The organism is Teredinibacter franksiae (assembly GCF_014218805.1).
GTDB classification, from domain to species: domain Bacteria; phylum Pseudomonadota; class Gammaproteobacteria; order Pseudomonadales; family Cellvibrionaceae; genus Teredinibacter; species Teredinibacter franksiae.
Genome location: NZ_JACJUV010000001.1, coordinates 1,482,686 through 1,502,719 on the forward strand (window position 1 = coordinate 1,482,686; position 20,034 = coordinate 1,502,719).

Sequence of the window (20,034 nt, forward strand, 5' to 3'; positions counted from 1 at the left end):
AATTTATTTATTCGAATAATACCGGGTAATAGCTGTACTCACAGTACTCGTACCACAGGTCGCACACCTGTAAAATAAAGTAGAACGTTTGCGGAATGGCATGAACCATTTCGCTAATATCGGTAACCTGGTCTTCACCCGTATCACACCAGAGCTGGAAATCTGAGGTGTACTGACAGAACTGCAAGCCATCCTCTTCACATTCCAATCCCATACCGCACTGCTGCGAACCTACATACGCGGCTGCTTCAAGGCTGGGGCTATTATTAATATAATACTCCACCCAGTAGTCGTCCCAACTATCAGCCTGCCAGTAAACTTCAAACCAGCCATTATCGACATAAGGGCTAACAGCCAACGCCTTATTGGGCGTGAACTCCGAACTGTTGCCGTAACTATCCACCATATCGAAGGATTCCAGCTCGGGCACATCGATAACGGTCACCACCTCCTCCACCACAACGTATTCTACTTCCTGGTGGTCAACCTGATGATAATGGCTACCGGTATGTGCGTACTCAGCACCGCAGGCGGTGAGCGCTAGCAGGCTGGCGATGATCAATGCAAGCTTGGTGAATATTCTCATTTTGCCTCTCCTCGTAAACGACTTAATACTCAGCGTTACGAACAGTTTGCGCGCGCGCATCTGAACCCTTCCTGAATTCAAAATCGACAGCGCTACGTCTTTTTTATTGAAAAACAGGCATAAGCACCTACACGATTAAGAGGAAAATATTATAGATTTAAGTCAATTTTACTAAACATTACCAAGCGCCTATGTAACTAAGAGCCGGGGGTTAGCGCCCACTTATCCACAGTGTTACCCACGTTTTACCCACAGGAAACCAGCAACGTTTCGATATTGCAAAACCGGAAAAAACGCACTATCTTGTATCCAGATCTTAAACAACCCCAACATGTGGTGTTATTGGACAGGAAGCCATCAGCCAAAACAACGGCAAATATAGAACACTGCAAACCTGCAGCAAGCCTATCCACAATAAAAAGCTTGCACCAAAACCGGCGGTTGTAATGTTCAGCGTCTCCTGGCTGACACCAAGAATTACATCAAAGTACCACTAAACTTATTTTCCCAAAAAGGAAGATCGGGCTCATCTATGCAAAGCACTGAAAACTCAAGCGTAAACGTACCAACCACTACTCCATCATCCCTTGGAGCAGATGCCTCTCTCGCCTCTGTAGCCTCAACCGCACCTGGCCAGCTCAGGGTCATCAAGCGAAATGGAACACTTGTTCCCTACACAGACGATAAAATTTCCATCGCCGTTACCAAGGCTTTTCTCGCTGTTGAAGGTGGCACTGCGGCCGCATCCAGCCGCATTCATGAAACGGTGGAAAACCTTACCGGGCAAATCAGCGCAACGTTTAAACGCCGCATGCCCTCCGGTGGCACCATCCACATTGAAGAGATTCAGGATCAAGTAGAGCTCACGCTCATGCGCGCCGGCGAGCATAAAGTTGCCCGCGACTATGTGCTGTATCGCGCAGAGCGCGCCAAGCTGCGCGCCGATAAAGAAAAGCTCTCTCAGTCCAGTGTTGCTTACCCCGACATTTCCGTCGTAAATGCCGATGGCAGCTCTGCGCCACTGGATATCCTGCGCTTGCAAACCGTGGTAACCGAGGCCTGCTCCGGGCTAAAAGATGTCAATGCCGAAGCCATTCTGAAGGAAGCAATGCGCAACCTATACGAAGGTGTATCCGCCGACGATGTGAACACATCTCTGGTTATTTCTGCACGCACGCTGGTAGAAAAAGAACCCAATTACACCTATGCAACCGCGCGATTGCTGCTCGACAAACTGCGCGCCGAAGCGTTGAATTTTCTTAACATCGCTCCACAGGCCACTATGGCTGAAATGGAGCATTACTACCCCCAGGCCCTGTCGGCATACATTCAACGTGGCGTTGAACTCGAACTATTAGCACCAGGGTTACTGGCGTTCGATTTAGACACCCTAGGCAAAGCGCTGATACCCGAACGAGACAGCCAATTTGCCTACCTTGGGCTACAAACGCTTTACGACCGCTACTTTATTCACAGCAACGACATTCGTATTGAATTACCGCAGGTATTTTTTATGCGTGTTGCCATGGGCCTAGCGGAAAAAGAAGAAGCGAAAAACGAGCGCGCTATTGAATTTTATCGTTTGTTGAGTTCATTCGATTACATGAGTTCCACCCCCACATTATTCAATGCTGGCACCTTGCGCCCACAATTAAGTTCCTGCTACCTCACCACCATACCCGACGACTTGCACGGTATTTACGGTGCCGTACAAGACAACGCCATGCTGTCTAAGTGGGCGGGAGGTTTAGGCAACGACTGGACCCCCGTTCGGTCTTTAGGCGCTTACATTAAGGGCACCAATGGTAAATCACAGGGCGTTGTACCCTTCCTAAAAGTGGCCAACGATACCGCCGTTGCGGTCAACCAAGGCGGCAAAAGAAAGGGCGCGGTGTGCGCTTATCTCGAAACCTGGCATTTAGATATAGAAGAATTTCTGGAGCTGCGAAAAAATACCGGTGACGATCGCCGCCGCACTCACGACATGAATACCGCCAACTGGGTACCCGACCTGTTTATGAAGCGGGTATTCGAAGATAAAGACTGGACACTGTTCACGCCCAATACCGTGCCCGACCTCCACGACTTATTCGGACAGCCGTTTGAAGAACGTTATTGCCACTACGAAAAAGAAGCTTCGCTTGGCAAAATCAAGCCGTTTAAAAAAGTACGCGCCTTAGACCTTTGGCGCAAAATGCTCGGCATGCTTTTCGAAACCGGCCACCCCTGGATTACGTTTAAAGACCCTTGCAACCTGCGTAGCCCACAACAACATACTGGCGTTGTACACTCCTCCAACCTGTGTACGGAAATCACCCTTAACACCAAGGCCAATGAAGAAATTGCAGTGTGTAATCTGGGTTCGGTGAATCTCGCACAGCATGTGGAAGATGGCCAACTCAATCAGCAAAAACTCGAACAGACCATCAACACCGCCGTACGCATGCTCGATAACGTTATCGACATTAACTACTACTCCGTTGAATCGGCACGAACATCCAATATGCGTCACCGCCCCGTCGGTCTCGGCATTATGGGTTTTCAGGATGCACTCTACAAAATGCGTATCCCCTATAGCAGCGATGCGGCCGTAGAGTTCGCCGACCGCTCAATGGAGGCCGTAAGTTACTTCGCTATTGGCGCTTCCAGCGCGCTGGCAGAAGAGCGTGGCCAATATTCCACATTCGACGGCTCGTTGTGGAGCAAAGGCATACTACCCATTGACTCAATTCAGTTGCTGGCCCAAAACCGTGGCGAGCAATTTATTGAACAGGACCGCTCCATAACCTTCGACTGGGATACACTGCGGGCACGGGTTCAAGCAAAAGGCATGCGTAACTCCAACGTTATGGCCATAGCGCCTACGGCGACCATTGCCAACATCACCGGGGTTTCCCAATCCATTGAGCCCACCTATCAAAACCTTTACGTAAAATCGAACCTTTCTGGCGAATTTACGGTAGTAAACTCTTACCTTGTTCACGAATTAAAAGACCGTGGCCTGTGGGACTCCGTAATGGTAAACGACCTGAAGTATTACGAAGGTTCAGTACTGAAAATTGACCGTATCCCAGACGAACTCAAACTACTCTACGCCACAGCTTTTGAAGTGGAACCCCGCTGGATAGTCGACGCCGCAAGCCGTCGTCAGAAGTGGATTGATCAGGCCCAAAGCCTCAACCTCTACATTGCTGGCGCCAACGGTAAAAAACTGGATATCACCTACCGTATGGCATGGTATCGCGGCCTAAAAACAACTTATTACCTACGCGCGCTGTCAGCAACAACAACCGAGAAGTCAACGATTGATCGAGGCACCTTGAACGCTGTTGCCTCCGGTTCAACGGCAAATTTAGGTGCCGCAGCCGACGTACCCCAAGCCTGTTCACTGGACGATCCCGATTGCGAGGCTTGCCAATAAAGCGCAAGCCTTCTCCCAAATAACTGAAGGGGGAGATGGGTCTGATAGGCGGGGGCTAGCCCCCGCCGCAGACTTCCGCACACAAACAACACTTATTTTTAAAAGAGACAATCACACATGCTAAGTTGGGACGACTACACCGAAGACAGCAACCCCCTGCAGGCTATCAGCAGGTCTGCCATGGATGCGTTGCGCACTGACGCCACCGATATCACCCCCCATGCCGCTCAACAGGCAATGAGCAACACCGAAACACTTAACGCCACAGCAAACCCAATTGAATTGCCCGAAGCACCGGTTATTGCAGAGGCAACGGCTCCAACGGGCGCCACTGATAGCGCGTCTATTGCTGAGCCCAGCGCCGAATACCAGGCCGCTACAACGCCGCCGCCGGCCGCTGCACAAAACACAAGTTTAAGCGGCGTTGAAAAAGCCCAGCGGGCGATCACAGAGCTAGACCCAGCACCCGGGTTAGAAGAACTTGAAATGGGCGCAACCCGAATTCAGGTTGACGATAAAAAAATGATTAATTGCCGCGCCGACCTCAACCAATTGGTTCCCTTTAAATATGAGTGGGCTTGGCAAAAATACCTGGACGGCTGCGCGAACCACTGGATGCCGCAGGAGGTCAATATGACCGCCGACGTGGCATTGTGGAAAAACAAAGAAGGCCTAACAGAAGACGAACGCACCATTATTATGCGGTCTCTTGGCTATTTTTCCACAGCCGACTCGCTAGTCGCCAATAATTTAGTGCTGGCCATTTATCGCCACATTACCAACCCAGAAGCCAGGCAATACCTTTTGCGTCAAGCTTTTGAGGAGGCCATTCACACGCATGCCTACCAATACTGTATTGAATCGCTAGGCATGGATGAGGGCGAAGTTTTTAATATGTACCGCGAAGTACCCTCCGTGGCAAAAAAAGCGGCTTGGAGCATCTCCCATACGCAGGGCTTTAACGACCCCAGCTTCCGCACCGGCACGCCAGAAACCGATCAGGAACTACTTCGCAATCTGATTGGATTTTACGTTATCACCGAAGGAATTTTCTTTTATTGCGGCTTTACGCAAATACTTTCCATGGGGCGCCGCAATAAAATGACCGGCGTAGCTGAACAGTTCCAATATATTTTGCGCGACGAATCTATGCACTTAAATTTTGGCATAGATGTTATTAATCAAATTAAATTAGAAAACCCACACCTGTGGACCGAAGATTTTCAGGCAGAAGTAACACAAATGGTTTTGGAAGGTGCTGAACTGGAAATTGCCTACGCACGCGACACCATGCCGCGAGGGGTGCTCGGTATGAACGCTTCGATTATGGAAGAGTACCTGCACTTTATTGCCAATCGTCGCTTGGCGCAGCTGGGCTTAAAAGAAGCCTATGCCGGTGCGCAAAATCCATTCCCCTGGATGAGCGAAATTATGGATTTACGCAAAGAGAAAAATTTCTTCGAAACACGCGTTATTGAATATCAAACAGGTGGCGCGCTAAGCTGGTAATCAATAAAAAGTTATGCCGCCCGCATCGGCGGGCGGCATTGTAAATCAGGAGGCGTCACATCATGGCAAAACAGGGACAAAACGCAGATAAACATCCAATATCGAAAGATCGACGAAAAAATATCAGCAGTGAAGCTGACATCAATGAAGCCGTTCTTGCATTAAATTGCGCAATGTCTACCCTCAATCGCGCCGTTCAGCAATTACAGCAAAAACTTAATCGTTTTCAAACCGACCTCGCCGATCAGCAAGTGGATATACCTAAGACACTTCACTGACCCATAACACTATAAAAAAGGCAGCTCATGGAAGTCGAAACGCCAATACAGCGCCAAGGAATACCTTCGCACGCAAGCGTTGCTTTACCGAAAAAAATCAAACAACCGCTAGCGTTGGTAGACAGCCGCCATAAAAAACATCTGTTTCGATCGCTAAGGCATTTACGCGAAGATCTGCTCCGTAACAATGCCATTCTTATCGCTCCAAGTTCTTGGATTATTCGCCAGTGGGTCGACTTCTATTTTTATAGCGATGCTAAATATTTCACAGCACCAATCCCCGGCGACTATTCAACCAACCTTCTACACTGCTTAAAACGGCTTAAGTATTTTTGTTCCAACGCCGCAAGTGATGACCCGGCTCATTTTCCCACCGTCCATGAGCACCCGCTAGAACTCAGCCTGAGCTTCTTAAATGAGGCATTAGAGCACTTCGAGAGAATAAAGGTGAGCCCCCTATAAGCACAAATACCCAGCCCTGCGCGCACCTATTCTAATTGGCCTGCAAATTCACACCTTTCACCTATACTTGGGTAATTAATCCGTGGATGTAAAACAAACATGACTAAAGTTCTCGTCGTTGACGACGTCGAAGACAATATCGTACTGCTGACGTTTGAACTCGAAGACGAAGGCTTTGAGGTAATTGCTGCGCATAACGGCCGAGAGTGCCTAGAGCTGGTGCAGGAAGTGGTGCCCGATATCATACTCCTCGACATTCGTATGCCGGGGATAAGCGGGCTAGAGACACTGGAGCAGTTAAAAGCCGACGAGCGTACACGGGAAATCCCGGTGATTATGGTATCAGCCAATACCGGCGATAACAGTATTGTTCGAGCGCTCGATCTCGGTGCTCACGACTTTGTGTCCAAACCCATCGAATACCCCGTATTGTCAGCACGCATGCGTTCTGCGCTTAGGTTGGTAACCGCTCGCCGCGCCTTAGTAAAGGCCAACGAAGAGCTTGAAAGGCTGGCAACGCAAGACCCACTAACAGACAGCTATAACCGCCGCCACTTTTTTACCCTATCGGAAGCCGAGTTTTCTAAATCCCGCCGCCATGGCCGCCCACTGTCGGTGTTAATGATAGATGTGGACCTATTCAAAGCCATTAACGATACCTACGGCCACGCCTCCGGCGACACCGCCCTGCGCGTACTAACCGAATGCTGTCGATTGGCTACACGTGAGTCCGACGTATTGGGGCGTATCGGCGGGGAAGAGTTTGCGCTCGCCTGCCCAGACGCCGACCTCGAAGGCGCCTTCGCGCTGGCGGAACGTATTAGGCAAAGTTGCGAAGAACAAAAAATCAAAACCGAAGACGGTGAAGTCTTCTCCATCACCCTCAGCGTTGGCGTAACTACCATTGCCGACCAAGACCTTCGCTTTGACCAGTTGCTGCAACGTGCAGACAACCTGCTCTACCAGGCCAAAGCCATGGGCCGCAATCGCTCTGTAGCCTGCTAACGGCGCGCTATCACGCCCTAAAAAAGATTAGGGCGACAAGCTTGTAGGCTTTCGTCACGCAAACACTATGGTCAATGTCCTACAAAACCTCGGGAGACTTGCCACTATTCCCAAAGGGCCTAAATCAGCACAATACTCATCAACAAGGACGTACACACGGACGAGACAGGTGGCCAGGAAAGGTCAAAGGACGCGCACCAACCGCACTAACAAGGACGTACTCAAGGATGTGCAAGTGGCCAGGTAAGGTCAACGGATGCGCTTTAATCACATGATGTGATGCATAGGGAATCAGGGACGGTCAGGGATGATGTAAATCTGCTTACCACGGATGGGTAACGGGTTGTTTGTACGGGACTGGACTTGAATTTTAGACAGGACGTCGACCGCGTTTATTTTGCGGTAATTAACGCCCCAGCAATAGTAATATTGCTGGGGCGTTTCTCGTTTACTGTTCCATTTTTTCTGTTCTAATTATTTTATTGTTCTATTTATTGTTCTATTTGTTTTTTTATTATCCTATTTAGTACGCTAGGGTACCGCTATTCAATACTGGGGTTAATCCCCGCTTTCCCACATTTCTAATGCTAGGGCCTGCAAACCCGCCACCGATAACGCGTCGGTTATTTCACCACTTTTTACCATGGCAATGGCCTCTTTAATCGGCATTTTTTTTAGTGTTATATCCTCTGTTGCTTCCAACTGCTGTATACCCTGCGATAAATTACGGGCTACATACAGCTTCGCCACCTCATCGCTAACCGAGTTAGACTGGTGCAGCGTCATAAGCTCCCGCCACTGGCCCGCAAGCAAACCCGTCTCTTCCTCTAGCTCTCGCTTAGCCGCCTCCAGCATGCTTTCACCATAGGGTGCTCCACCTTCGGGAATTTCCCAAGTAAAACAATCCAGCGTATAACGACTCTGACGAACAAGCCAAGTGTTACCTTCCTCGTCAATCGGTATAACCCCCACCGCGCGATTTTTGAAATGCACAACACCGTAAATACCCGGCGTACCCGAAGGTGTTTGCACTTCCTCATGGGTAATTTTAATCCAGGGGTTTTCATACACCTCTTCAACACTTAGCTGTTTCCAGCCACCCACTTTATCTTTCGGCATAGTTTTCTCTTTGCGCACAGTTTTCTGTTTCGAGCTTAGCTTTCCCTTCGACCTGGTTTTCCCTTTCGACCTGGTTTTCGTTTCGGCAAAGCCCCTTCCGTTAATGGATGATAATTTCAACGTTGTCATTTTCGGGCGGTGAATCTGAATAGCGTATTTGCCCACTCTGATCACGCCATTTGTACATTTTTACTGGCGCTACCGGTATGTTCACTGGCGCTCTCGGTGGCGATTCAAGCCCCGCGCCCACACCAACCTCCGTTTGTGGCTCACGGCTTTGCGGTATCTCGCCGCTCATCACCTCACCGCTCATCACAAGCGCCATTAAATTTTGTACTTTGCTATTGGTCAGCAAGCCCGGTATATCGCGCTTTTCGATCATGGCCTTTACCTCTGGGTCGGCCACAATCGCCTGTAATCGAGGGTCGTCTCGCATTAAATCCAACCTATTTCGCGCCTCGGTATATCGCGCCGCGAGGTATAGGTCGCCTTCGCGTACGCCAGCCTCTCGGCCACCACTAGACGCTTCTACCCTAGCCATTTGGCGAACACCTTCCAGCGCTGGCAGGGTAATAACGTTTTGAAAAGCGGCAGACTCAATCAAACCATCAAGGTTCTCCGTGGCCATATAGTGCTGAATGTCGGAGTCTGAAAGAAACGCCTGTAACTGTTTCGACTGCCCTAGCGAATGTAAATCCTGTAGTGCTTTTTGAGGTTCACGGCTAAACGTTACCATTACCTCAGTTTGCAGTGGGTCTACCCCCGCAATTCCGGCTCCGGCACGGGTTACCTCCGCCATAAGCGCATTGGCCACAGACACGACCGCAGGCTTTTTTATTTCCATGCTTTGGTTGCTTGCCCCAACGGGCTCTGCTTGCAGGCTTACCGCTGCCTGTAAAAGCGAAAAAGTCCAGATGAAAACCAGCCCCGAAACAATACCGGCACAGCCCCCCAAGCCAGCCCCCCACCAGTGCTGCGGAGCAACCGAAGACAACCATTTACGCAATACCCAGTTGGGCAACTCTGCTACGGTTAAATACAGCAACGCATACAGGCTAAAAAACGCCGTGCTGTAGCTCGCAAACAGGCTCCAGCCACGCTCCAGCAATAGGTTGCTAATAGTGGGAGCCCAAAGGTAACAACCCACGTAAGCGACAACGAGAGCTGCAAGTGTAAATAAACCCCGCCATAACCCCCGGCGATAACCGCGATAAAGGCTGTAGGCAACCCAGATAATAAACATGGGCGTAACGATAGATGTAACTGTGGATGTAACGTTGGATGTAACACCAGCCATATCAGCGGCCATATTCACTCACTCCTTCAATTTACTCCGCCCGCGCTATAGCGCTAGCCTCAAAGCCATTTAGGGCACCGCTAATAATGAATATTAGCCTCTACAGGGGCTGGCAAGCGTTAGTGCAAGGCGGCCTTGCCAAGCAAATCAACAGCGCATAAGGCTTGCCAGACCGAGCGCTTTATTCACTAGCCGATAGTCAGGCGCAATTACGCTTTTATTGCGGCTATATGCTATATTTCGCGCTTACTCTTTCCAGGGTTTTCTGGGACGGTATAGCAAGCTGACACCTAGCCTGCACGGACGCCGACACTGAGCAAAAACACAAAAACACGTACAGTGCTTTTTGCTTACTCCGCTAGCTTACTAGCATACGTAAAACGCCTTTCAGCTAAAATACACGTGTCCACAGAGCGGACCACACCGGAACCAGCCCAAACCCCTAGCACCCAACTATCGATTGTACGGAAATACCTTTATGCCGCATACCGAGCGCCCATTATTGGGTACCGAATCTTTACAAGATTTATCCTACTCAAGTGAATTCATTCACCGCCACATAGGCCCCGATACGGCTCAGTCTGTTGGTATGCTCAAACTTCTGGGGCTTAACAGCCTAGATGCATTAATTGATCAAACGGTACCCGAAGCCATTCGCGCCGAAACCACCACCCAGCTTTCGGCGCCGGTTTCAGAACAACAGGCCCTGGCAGAGCTGAAAACAATAGCCAGCCAGAACCAGCTCTTTAAAAACTATATTGGCCTCGGTTATCACAGTACGTATGTGCCCACCGTCATTCAGCGCAACGTATTGGAAAACCCCGGCTGGTACACGGCCTACACGCCCTACCAACCCGAAATTGCCCAGGGGCGCCTGGAAGGCCTACTGAACTTCCAACAAATGATTACCGAACTAACCGGTATGGAACTCGCCAACGCCTCCATGCTCGATGAAGCAACAGCCGCTGCCGAAGCCATGGCAATGGCCAAGCGTGTGGCACGCAAGAATAAATCGGACACCTTTTTTGTAGACCAAAACTGCCTGCCACAAACGCTAGCGGTATTACGCACACGTGCAGAACATTTCGGCTTCGATATTATTGTCGGCAACCCCAATACCGACCTAGAAAATCACAATTATTTCGGCGCGTTGCTGCAAAACCCCGGTGCCGACGGCGCCCTACTAGAGCTTCAACCGCTCATCGACGCTATCCACCAAAAAGATGCGCTGGCCATTATTGCCGCCGACATTATGAGCCTGGTATTGCTGGACCCACCCGGAAAAAAAGGTGCCGATATTGTTATAGGTTGCAATCAGCGTTTTGGTATTCCCATGGGCTTTGGCGGCCCACACGCGGCCTTTTTTGCGTTTAAAGAAAAGCACAAACGCTCAACGCCCGGACGTATCATTGGTGTATCCGTTGATACCCGAGGCAAGCAAGCACTGCGCATGGCTATGCAAACCCGTGAGCAACATATTCGCCGAGAGAAAGCCAACTCCAACATATGCACGTCGCAGGTTTTACTGGCCGTTATGAGCGCGTTCTATGCTATGTACCACGGCGGCGACGGCATACAACGTATCGCCAAACGCATTCACCTACTCACCAAAATACTGGCCCAAGGGCTTACCAGCCTTAATTTTAAAATTCGCCACCAGCACTTCTTCGACACCCTGTGTGTTGAAGTAGGGGACCAACAAAAAGCGCTGTATACCCGCGCCCTAAGCGCCCAGGTTAATTTACGCAAAGTGGGTAAAAATGCATTGGGCATTAGCCTAAGTGAATGCACAACCGCCGCCGACATACAGCAATTACTGGAAATTTTTGCCGGAGATGAATCGCCCTTAGATTTCCCCAACCTGGAAAAAAAGGCGCACGCCGCAAACGCCATTCCCACAGAACAATTACGCACACAAAAAGCGCTGCAACATACAATATTCAGCCAATATCAATCTGAAACCGACATGCTGCGCTATTTAAAACGGCTAGAGGCAAAAGACATTGCCCTTAACCATGCCATGATTCCGCTTGGCTCGTGCACCATGAAGCTAAATGCCACCTCAGAAATGATACCGGTAACCTGGCCCGAATTTGGGCAAATGCACCCCTTCGCTCCCATCGACCAAGCGCAGGGCTACACGCAGCTTTTTGAACAGCTGCAAAATATGCTGAAAATTTGCACCGGCTACGACGCCATAAGCCTTCAACCCAATGCCGGTTCGCAGGGAGAATATGCAGGCTTAGTCGCCATTAAAAAATACTTTGAAGCCAAGGGCGAACAACAGCGAAATATTTGCCTTATTCCCCAATCGGCACACGGTACCAACCCCGCCTCCGCACAAATGGCCTCGTTAAAAGTAGTTGTAACCCAATGCGACGAACAGGGTAATGTAGATGTAGACGATGTAAAAACCAAAATCGAACAACACGGCGATAGCATTGCCGCGATTATGATTACCTACCCCTCAACCCATGGCGTATTTGAAGAAAACATTAAAGAAATCTGCAGCTTAATTCATGCGGTGGGTGGCCAAGTGTATATCGACGGAGCCAACATGAACGCACTCGTTGGCTTGGCTGCGCCAGGGGAATTTGGTGGTGATGTGTCCCACCTTAATTTACACAAAACATTTTGTATTCCGCACGGCGGCGGCGGCCCCGGTATGGGCCCTATCGGCGTTAAGGCGCACCTCGCACCTTACCTTGCCTCTCACCCCCTACAAGACATTGCAGGCACTAACCGCGAAAACGGCACCATTTCCGCTGCGCCCTGGGGCTCGGCCAGCATATTACCCATTAGCTGGATGTACATTCGTATGATGGGCGGTACCGGTGTACGTGAAGCAACGCGCTACGCCATTCTCAACGCTAACTATATTGCCAAGCGGTTAGCTAACCACTACCCCATTTTATACACCGGTAAAAACGGCTTCGTTGCCCACGAATGCCTTTTGGATTTACGCCCCCTAAAAGATGCCAGTGGCATTACCGAAGAAGACATTGCCAAGCGCCTGATGGACTTTGGCTTTCACGCCCCTACCATGTCTTTCCCGGTAAGCGGCACCTTAATGATAGAACCGACCGAATCGGAGAGTAAGCCCGAACTCGACCGCTTCTGCGACGCCATGATCTGTATTCGCGAAGAAGCCGAAAAAGTGCAGTCGGGTGAATTGCCAAGAGAAAACAACCCGCTGTGCAACGCACCCCACACCCTAGACGACATACTAGATGAAAACTGGCAACACCCCTACAGCCGAGAACAAGCCTCGCGCCCACTATCCTATTTAAAAAGTAATAAAGTATGGCCCACGGTTAACCGCATCGATAACGTTTTCGGTGACCGTAACTTGATCTGTAGCTGCCCGTCTATTGAAAGCTATGAAGAGGGGAGTGACGACTGATAATGGTTATTCTGGTGGGGAACCGGTCTAATCTAGTGGGGAACTGACAAATCTAGTTGGGGAGCCGCACCTCAAACCTGTAAATGACAAACTATTGGTCATTAGAAAGTTTTTGTGTGCGCTGCCTGTACGCGAACAGCTCAACACTCACCGAACAAGCCCCAACAAAAGCATGAATCTGGCTAGCTTTTGCTGAAGCAATATTCAACGGCTTCTTAGAGAGGTTTACTTCAGCCGATTTCATCGCAGTGTGGCCACTTTACTTCGGCTCACGGATAAACCCGTTGTATACTTTTTCTAACGCGCTCAAAGCACTCATGCAGTTTCTGCTCAAACTCACCGTCACAAACTTGCTTCGATTGCCTGTGTCTCCAACTTCATTCGCTATGAAAACTTTTTGCACTGGGGTAGGTGGTTTTGTTCATGTCTGTTAATTCGTGACTAATGGCTAAATGCCGAATGTAGGGCCGGACCCGAATGGCACGAAAAGTCACTTAGTGTACTTAAACGCTTGTTCTTTTTTACGCACAGATCCTGGCGATACCCCCATTGTGCGTTTAAACGCGCGAGAAAAAGCCGCCTCAGATTGATAACCCAGTTGACCCGCCAATTCACCGAGGCTAATCGCGCCTTCTTGCAGCCGGCTACGTGCAATGAGCATTCGCCAGCGCGTTAAATATTGTATTACGGGTTCGCCGACGAAAGCGGTGAATCTGGCAGCCAGCCCGGAGCGGGACAAGCCGACATCTTTGGCGAGGTTTGCAATGGTCCAATTTTTTTCGGGCTGACGATGAATCGCGGCTAGCGCACGACCCACCTGTTTATCTTTGAGTGCAGCTAGCCAGCCTTTGCTAGCTTCGGGTGCGGTATCGATCCAAGTACGAATTGCCTGAATTACGAGAATATCCGCTAGGTTGGACATTATGGTTTGCCCACCCGGTTTTTGATCATGTGCCTCTCGGGCGATAAAGCGCAGGGTCTGTTGAAGCCAGTTATCGATCTCGTTATCCCAGCTGTCAATATGAAGCACTTCGGGCAATTGAGTAATCAGTTGTTGGCCGGATACGTGATCAAAGCTCATTACACAGCAGGTTAATTTTGTTTTCGTGCCGCCACCACCGTATTCCAACACTTCATATCGTTCGCTAATTTGCTGTACGGGTAAATCAAAAAAACTCTTCACTTCGGAACCGAGCTCATCCATTAAGCGGTGTCCAAGGCCGTGGGGCACCAAGGCCAAACTACCCTGTCGCATTAAAATGGGCTCGCGGTCCCCCAACTGCAACCAACATTGCCCTTGCGTGATGATGTGGAACATCATCATTCCCGGCAGCACGGGCATTTCCATACCCCAAGGGGCACTCAAATCTGAGAGAGCATAAAGGCTGCCATTTAGCCGCAATTGGTAAAGGGTTTCACCAAGCGGGTCGGAAAAACGGGGAAATTCTCTCTGATATTTCTTCATCGTGCGATTTTGTCACCTTATTTTCTAATAACCCAATAAATATGGACGATATGCAATTATAAATGGATTTTTAGGCATTAATAATCCAACCCTATGCCTTCATAGTACACCCCTACACACAATAAGTACCCCTAAACAGCAATGAGAGGAAAAGACTATGAAAGAGAAACCCATATTAATCATTGGCAACACCGGTAAAACGGGCGTGCGTATTCAGCAGCGCTTAGAAAAACTAGGTTACCCAACACGGGGCGCGTCGCGTTCTAGCACGCCTCGCTTTGATTGGAATGAACCGGCGACATGGCAGGGTGTTTTGTCTGGAGTGTCCCGTGCCTACGTTTCATTCCATCCTGATTTAGCTATTCCTGCTGCGGAAAAAATTATTTATGGATTTGTAACAGCAGCCAGAGACGCTGGCGTAGAGCATCTGGTGCTACTTTCCGGTCGTGGCGAGGAGGGCGCTATTCGAGCGGAAAACGTGGTTAAAGCAAGCGGCTTGAGCTGGAATATTGTGCGTGCTAGTTGGTTTGCGCAAAATTTTAGTGAAGGTTTTATGTTAGAGGGCATTCTCAATGGTGAATTGGTGTTACCGGAGTGCCGTGTACGCGAGCCTTTTATTGATGTCGATGACATAGCCGACGTCGCCGTTGCCGCGCTGACGAAAACGAATTTGCGCAATAAATTGTTTGAAGTTACCGGCCCGCGGTCTATAACTTTCGAAGAATGTATTCTCGCTATTAACGCAGCCGTTAGTTCAATTGATTGCCGAACGATTCAATACATACCTGTGCCAATCGAAGACTATATCGACGCGTTGAAATCGCAAGGCTTTCCTGAAGACTTTCAATGGTTAGTGCGCGAGCTATTTACAGTGGTGTTTGATGGCAGAAACACGCCGGTAGTGAATGGTGTGGAAGAAGCATTGGGTCGACCCGCTACAGACTTTAATGACTATGTAAAAAAAGCTTTGGCGGCGGGTGCTTGGGCACCACAGGTACAAGTAAGTAACGCTTAGTTGGTATCTTTAATTTCTTATCTTAGAGCCTTAATAAACCAAGCCTATTGTTCTAGCGATGTAAGGAATTAACTGACATCGCGATTAAAAATAAGGAGTTGTCGCAATGATACTGGGCGTTATTTTTGAAAGACTATTATTTCTTGCAACATTTTTGTGCTCTCTAACGGCAGGATTTCTTTTTGCTTTTTCGGTGGTTGTAATGCCAGGTTTAAAGCGACTTAATAACCGGGAGTTTATTCGTGCATTTCAAGTGATTGATGGCGTGATACAAAATAACCAGCCGCTATTCATCGTCGTTTGGGTGGGGTCTATTGTTGCGCTGTTGGCGTCGTTTTTACTGAGCCTTAGCGTATTGGAGGGCGGCGTGAACTTGCAGCTAATGTTTGCAACGCTTGTCTATATTTTCGGTGTCCAATTGCCCACTTTTATCATTAATGTGCCGTTGAACAACAAACTTCAATCTTTGCGTGTTGATGCTTTGGATGATTCTGCGGGATTAAAAGCACGCAATGAATTCGAGCCGAGCTGGAATAAATGGAATAGCTTTAGGTCAATTCTCTCAATTTTAGTGTCGCTTCTATTGATCTCTTTGTGAATTAAAATTTCAGGAGGGGCAAAGCTGGCTATCGGTTGTGCTGAGCTCAATAACCATGAGCTCAATAACCATGAGCTCAATAACCATGAGCTCAATAGGACACCCACTCGCCATTGGTTACGAAATCAAGTTGACTGTAACTGCAAATTTGAAATCAGCAAAAGCCCATGTAGATATGAACCTAAAAAATGGGCTATTTACTCCCAGCTTAAACCGCGCGCTAGAAAAAATAGATCTAGCTAACTGAATAATATGGGCGAAAACGTAAGTACGATCAATAGGGTCAACGATCAACGGGGTCAGAGACATTGATCGTTTTCCAATGATCTATTTTTTTGTCATATCGTGTTCTTGAGTTAGTTCTATATTCTGCTTTCGGCCAATAGAGGACGTTGGAAATTCAATGACCCTGAACCGAATGGCACCTACTTATGCTCTAAAACCAGCAGCCATAGGGCTCAGCGACTCATTTTTTGAATGAAAGACTTTGCTCTACATACCTCTGTCCTGCGGAAACAACCAAAAAACAACTAAGCATCATTATTGTCAGTAACACTTGATGGGCTTGAACCACCCATACTTACTGAGATTAAGGTCTTAAGTAAGTGCCATTCGACCCTGAACCCTTTGGTCTGTTCATTAAGGCTAAATATATGTGCTGTGGCAGAACGCTAATGGAAATGTTGCTTGATGGAAAAATGAATTGGGTTGAGAAGAATTTAGCTCAGACGTGACCTGACATTTACCCGCTATTCGGAGCGGCAAATTTCAGGTTAAGTCTGAGCTACTAAAAAAAATAGCTCAGTTCTACGCTGACAGCCACCCTCTAAATTAACTGGGAACTGAAAGATCAAATCTGAGCCACGATAAATAAAGTCGATTGGGATTGCCTTCTTATCTGTGACCTTTAGTTAACAACGTTGATTTCCATTATAGTTCCATTTGATTTGCAATCCATTTCCGGATCGTCAAATTCCGGCTCATAATCACAAGCTTCTACGCGAATGGAATAAGTCCCGGTTTCAAGATTTCTAAATGTGTGATCAGAATCATAACCAGTTAAGTATTTGGTAGTAGATCCACCGCCATGACGTCGGTACGTTATTGCTGGCCAAATATAAGTGCTGTCCATTGGCCATCCAACCCGAAAAGTTCCCATATTGCTATAGTGTTTGACTGTTTTGCCCTTCCAAACATTGGGGAATTTGTAAACAGGCTTATCAAGCCAATCATTATAGAATAAACCTACACCACCAGAATATTTCCAATCACTTGTGCTGGTACTGCTAGCCGAAAACGTTCGAAGCCTAAAATAAATGTTAGCTCTGACTGAGCCTGCAGGGAAAAGGGAGTCAGGTAAGCCGGATACAGACGATTGAAGGATAGCATTTAAGTTTATATTGGTACTTTTAATGCCTGAAGCAAATTTTCCTACGGTGGTCCAGCCGTTCATCGAACCGTTTACTTGAAGGTTATATTCAAGTGCAACCGAGCCATCTGAATGCGTCCATGAAACACCTACAGAGTCATTTCGGTCATAAAAATTCCATGCAAGTACCTGGGAGTTAACAAGTCCACTATTCAAGGGAACACTATTGCCAGCTAGTTTTAAACCGCTGGCCGGATCACAAACTCTTGTGGAAGTAGTAACGGACTCTAAGAAAGGGATGCTGCCTGTGCATCCAAGCCAAACGTCTTCTGTTTTTGGTACATATTGGTAATTCCCTCCATATTCAACGCAATCGCCATTTGAAATACTAAATACATCAGAGAGATACTTCCGGGTATTTGTTGTTCTACTAACATAGTCAGAAAGTGGGTAAGTTTCTAATTCACGCTCTGGGCACGCATTTTCTATGAATAACCATATAGTAGCGTCACAATTTACAGTGCCTTCATAGTATTTTGTTGTTGTATAAACATTTGGGCAGTCTGCCGCTCCGTACGCCGTTGCAGATAACATTAAGCCAGCAAGTACATAACTGTGATATTTCAATATTTTTTTCAACATCTATAGTGCTCCTTTACTAAAAGTTGAGATGGTGATTATGCTTGGAATAAAATAATATCGTAATTCAGAGTGCGAACTCAACTACTACTGCCGTACCGTGATGATTTAGTATAAAAGCATTTGAGGTACTGCCGATGTCCGCGTGGGGTTTATATCGCCGTTTTTCAAAGCAACCACATTAACGCCTCGACAGCTACAGTAATATCCAAATCTTGCTGCCGTGCCTTGATGGTTTGGGAAAGATCTAGCAGTTTTTTCCGCAAAGCCTCTAACAATATTTTTCGTAACAGGCCCCAATGAAACAGAATAAACCCGCTTTGGCGCACAAAAAATAGTTTTATGTGCGCCAATTTATTCACGCTCAAATATGTGATTCTGTTAACGAGCTAACCAATGTTAGCATAGCTTGGTTACCGGCGGTTTTGATGGGGCGCAAAGCGTTTTGGGTTTGGTGAAAACAATGTAGGACACCCACACTAACACTTGAACCCAACAAAAAATCACTGTACATTATCCCAGTAGCCAGAAACTCAAGGAATGAGCCATGCCCCGCCCAAGGAAGCAACAAATCTCCCTAGATGCTACCCCCTACTACCATTGTACCTCTCGCTGCGTACGCAGGGCCTTTCTCTGTGGTCTGGATTCCTTAATCGGTAAAAATTACGAATACCGCCGTCAATGGGTTGAAGACCGTATTCTATTTTTGGGGGAGGTTTTCTGCATTGACGTGTGTGCCTACGCCGTAATGAGTAACCACCATCATGTGGTATTACACATCAATATGGCACAAGCCCATAATTTAAGTGACTTAGAGGTATGCGAACGTTGGCACAAGCTTTACAAGGGCACCCTATTAACTCAGAAGTTCGTAAAAAGTGAACCGCTCGACGAGGCCCAATGGCTTGCCGTTAAGGAAAAACTGGACCACTGGCGGCTTGAACTAGCCAATATCAGCCGCTGGATGTGGGCCTTAAACGAACCCATTGCCCGTATGGTAAACGCCGAAGACCAATGTACAGGACGCTTTTGGACAGGTTTTTGCTCCTGCAAAACCTGCATTTCCAACATCCATGTTGGTCAGCGCCGATTTAAATCACAAGCCTTACTCGATGAAAAAGCACTGGCCGCCTGTATGGCCTACGTGGATTTAAACCCCATTCGAGCCAAAATGGCCAAGACACCAGAAAGCTCTGACCACACCTCAATAAAACGCCGTATTGAAAACCAAGAGACTAATAACCCACAACCGTTAAAGCTCGCCGAATTTGTGGGAAACCCAAGAGAACCCATGCCCCAGGGTCTACCCTTTCACTTACAAGATTACGTACAGCTTGTAGACATTACCGGAAGGGCTATTCGTGAAGACAAACGTGGCTTTATCGACAACAACTTACCCCCCATTCTTGAGCGCCTCAATATCTCCAGCCGTAAATGGCTTATACTGACCACCCAGTTTGAATCCAAATTCAAAAGTTTGGTTGGCTGTAAGGAGAAGCTAATGCTTGCAGCAAAGGCATTAGGGCTGCAAAGAAGACCGGCTTACGCCAATTGTGAAGCAATATTCCACTAACACTTCCATTCAACATTAAATCCCGCCCTACTTTCTCCCCGAGAGGGGAACAATCTCGCTTTAAATTCCAGTAAACTCTATTTTTTAATGCCAAAACAGGCCCCCGTATTCAACGGGAAAAAGAACAACGCCTTTATCGAAAAACCTTCCAACAATTTGAGCATATCCCTCTTAAGATGGCTGTCTCATTAAGCTCGAAAGCTATGAAGATGGGGGTGGCGACTGATAATGGTTATTCTGGTGGGGAACCGGTCTAATCTAGTAGGGAACTGACAAATCTAATGGGGAGCCGCAC

General features: G+C 48.1%; 14 protein-coding genes. 9 read left to right on the top strand and 5 right to left on the bottom strand.

Annotated elements, in window-relative coordinates; genetic code table 11:
• Positions 1-7: 7 nt before the first annotated feature.
• Positions 8-586, bottom strand: a complete 579-nt coding sequence (locus tag H5336_RS05965; protein WP_185232337.1) for a hypothetical protein — start codon at positions 584-586, stop codon at positions 8-10.
• Positions 587-1,118: 532 nt separating this feature from the next.
• Between H5336_RS05965 and H5336_RS05970 the strand changes: the two genes are divergently transcribed.
• From H5336_RS05970 to H5336_RS05990, 5 genes are all read left to right on the top strand, one after another.
• Entirely contained in the window at positions 1,119-4,007 is a 2,889-nt protein-coding gene (locus tag H5336_RS05970) for a ribonucleoside-diphosphate reductase subunit alpha (protein WP_185232339.1), read from the top strand.
• A gap of 117 nt (positions 4,008-4,124) precedes the next feature.
• Entirely contained in the window at positions 4,125-5,516 is a 1,392-nt protein-coding gene (locus H5336_RS05975; RefSeq protein WP_221627993.1) for a ribonucleotide-diphosphate reductase subunit beta, read from the top strand.
• Positions 5,517-5,578: 62 nt separating this feature from the next.
• Positions 5,579-5,794, top strand: a complete 216-nt coding sequence (locus tag H5336_RS05980; RefSeq protein WP_185232341.1) for a hypothetical protein — start codon at positions 5,579-5,581, stop codon at positions 5,792-5,794.
• A 27-nt stretch (positions 5,795-5,821) separates the two neighbouring features.
• Positions 5,822-6,256, top strand: a complete 435-nt coding sequence (locus H5336_RS05985; RefSeq protein ID WP_185232343.1) for a hypothetical protein — start codon at positions 5,822-5,824, stop codon at positions 6,254-6,256.
• A 99-nt stretch (positions 6,257-6,355) separates the two neighbouring features.
• Positions 6,356-7,261: a diguanylate cyclase gene (locus H5336_RS05990; RefSeq protein WP_185232345.1), complete on the top strand. Its 906-nt coding sequence runs from the start codon at positions 6,356-6,358 to the stop codon at positions 7,259-7,261.
• A 558-nt stretch (positions 7,262-7,819) separates the two neighbouring features.
• Here H5336_RS05990 and H5336_RS05995 read toward each other — a convergent pair.
• Both H5336_RS05995 and H5336_RS06000 read right to left on the bottom strand, forming a co-directional pair.
• On the bottom strand, positions 7,820-8,380 hold the full coding sequence (locus H5336_RS05995; RefSeq protein WP_185232347.1) for an NUDIX domain-containing protein: 561 nt from the start codon (positions 8,378-8,380) through the stop codon (positions 7,820-7,822).
• 100 nt (positions 8,381-8,480) lie between these two features.
• A complete protein-coding gene (locus H5336_RS06000; RefSeq protein WP_185232349.1) occupies positions 8,481-9,689 on the bottom strand; it encodes a CvpA family protein in 1,209 nt (402 codons plus the stop codon).
• A 466-nt stretch (positions 9,690-10,155) separates the two neighbouring features.
• Here H5336_RS06000 and gcvP point away from each other — a divergent pair, with 466 nt between their 5' ends.
• Positions 10,156-13,080: an aminomethyl-transferring glycine dehydrogenase gene (gcvP, locus tag H5336_RS06005; RefSeq protein ID WP_185232351.1), complete on the top strand. Its 2,925-nt coding sequence runs from the start codon at positions 10,156-10,158 to the stop codon at positions 13,078-13,080.
• 490 nt (positions 13,081-13,570) lie between these two features.
• Here gcvP and H5336_RS06010 read toward each other — a convergent pair whose 3' ends face one another.
• A complete protein-coding gene (locus H5336_RS06010) occupies positions 13,571-14,545 on the bottom strand; it encodes an AraC family transcriptional regulator (protein WP_185232353.1) in 975 nt (324 codons plus the stop codon).
• A 157-nt stretch (positions 14,546-14,702) separates the two neighbouring features.
• Here H5336_RS06010 and H5336_RS06015 point away from each other — a divergent pair, with 157 nt between their 5' ends.
• Entirely contained in the window at positions 14,703-15,560 is an 858-nt protein-coding gene (locus H5336_RS06015; RefSeq protein ID WP_185232355.1) for a Rossmann-fold NAD(P)-binding domain-containing protein, read from the top strand.
• A 106-nt stretch (positions 15,561-15,666) separates the two neighbouring features.
• Positions 15,667-16,158: an anthrone oxygenase family protein gene (locus tag H5336_RS06020; protein ID WP_185232357.1), complete on the top strand. Its 492-nt coding sequence runs from the start codon at positions 15,667-15,669 to the stop codon at positions 16,156-16,158.
• A gap of 907 nt (positions 16,159-17,065) precedes the next feature.
• Here H5336_RS06020 and H5336_RS06025 read toward each other — a convergent pair.
• Entirely contained in the window at positions 17,066-18,169 is a 1,104-nt protein-coding gene (locus H5336_RS06025) for a hypothetical protein (protein ID WP_185232359.1), read from the bottom strand.
• A gap of 544 nt (positions 18,170-18,713) precedes the next feature.
• Here H5336_RS06025 and H5336_RS06030 point away from each other — a divergent pair.
• Positions 18,714-19,739 carry a hypothetical protein gene (locus H5336_RS06030; RefSeq protein ID WP_185232362.1) on the top strand — a complete coding sequence of 342 codons (1,026 nt, stop codon included), beginning with the start codon at positions 18,714-18,716 and terminating at the stop codon, positions 19,737-19,739.
• Positions 19,740-20,034 lie beyond the last annotated feature (295 nt).

Excerpts from the sequence above, each read along its gene's own strand:
- H5336_RS05980 (WP_185232341.1), top strand. The coding sequence starts at position 5,579 with ATGGCAAAACAGGGACAAAACGCAGATAAACATCCAATATCGAAAGAT.
- H5336_RS06000 (WP_185232349.1), bottom strand. The coding sequence starts at position 9,689 with ATGGCCGCTGATATGGCTGGTGTTACATCCAACGTTACATCCACAGTT.
- H5336_RS05995 (WP_185232347.1), bottom strand. The coding sequence starts at position 8,380 with ATGCCGAAAGATAAAGTGGGTGGCTGGAAACAGCTAAGTGTTGAAGAG.
- H5336_RS05965 (WP_185232337.1), bottom strand. The coding sequence starts at position 586 with ATGAGAATATTCACCAAGCTTGCATTGATCATCGCCAGCCTGCTAGCG.
- H5336_RS06015 (WP_185232355.1), top strand. The coding sequence starts at position 14,703 with ATGAAAGAGAAACCCATATTAATCATTGGCAACACCGGTAAAACGGGC.
- H5336_RS05990 (WP_185232345.1), top strand. The coding sequence starts at position 6,356 with ATGACTAAAGTTCTCGTCGTTGACGACGTCGAAGACAATATCGTACTG.
- gcvP (WP_185232351.1), top strand. The coding sequence starts at position 10,156 with ATGCCGCATACCGAGCGCCCATTATTGGGTACCGAATCTTTACAAGAT.
- H5336_RS05975 (WP_221627993.1), top strand. The coding sequence starts at position 4,125 with ATGCTAAGTTGGGACGACTACACCGAAGACAGCAACCCCCTGCAGGCT.
- H5336_RS05970 (WP_185232339.1), top strand. The coding sequence starts at position 1,119 with ATGCAAAGCACTGAAAACTCAAGCGTAAACGTACCAACCACTACTCCA.
- H5336_RS05985 (WP_185232343.1), top strand. The coding sequence starts at position 5,822 with ATGGAAGTCGAAACGCCAATACAGCGCCAAGGAATACCTTCGCACGCA.
- H5336_RS06020 (WP_185232357.1), top strand. The coding sequence starts at position 15,667 with ATGATACTGGGCGTTATTTTTGAAAGACTATTATTTCTTGCAACATTT.
- H5336_RS06030 (WP_185232362.1), top strand. The coding sequence starts at position 18,714 with ATGCCCCGCCCAAGGAAGCAACAAATCTCCCTAGATGCTACCCCCTAC.
- H5336_RS06010 (WP_185232353.1), bottom strand. The coding sequence starts at position 14,545 with ATGAAGAAATATCAGAGAGAATTTCCCCGTTTTTCCGACCCGCTTGGT.
- H5336_RS06025 (WP_185232359.1), bottom strand. The coding sequence starts at position 18,169 with ATGTTGAAAAAAATATTGAAATATCACAGTTATGTACTTGCTGGCTTA.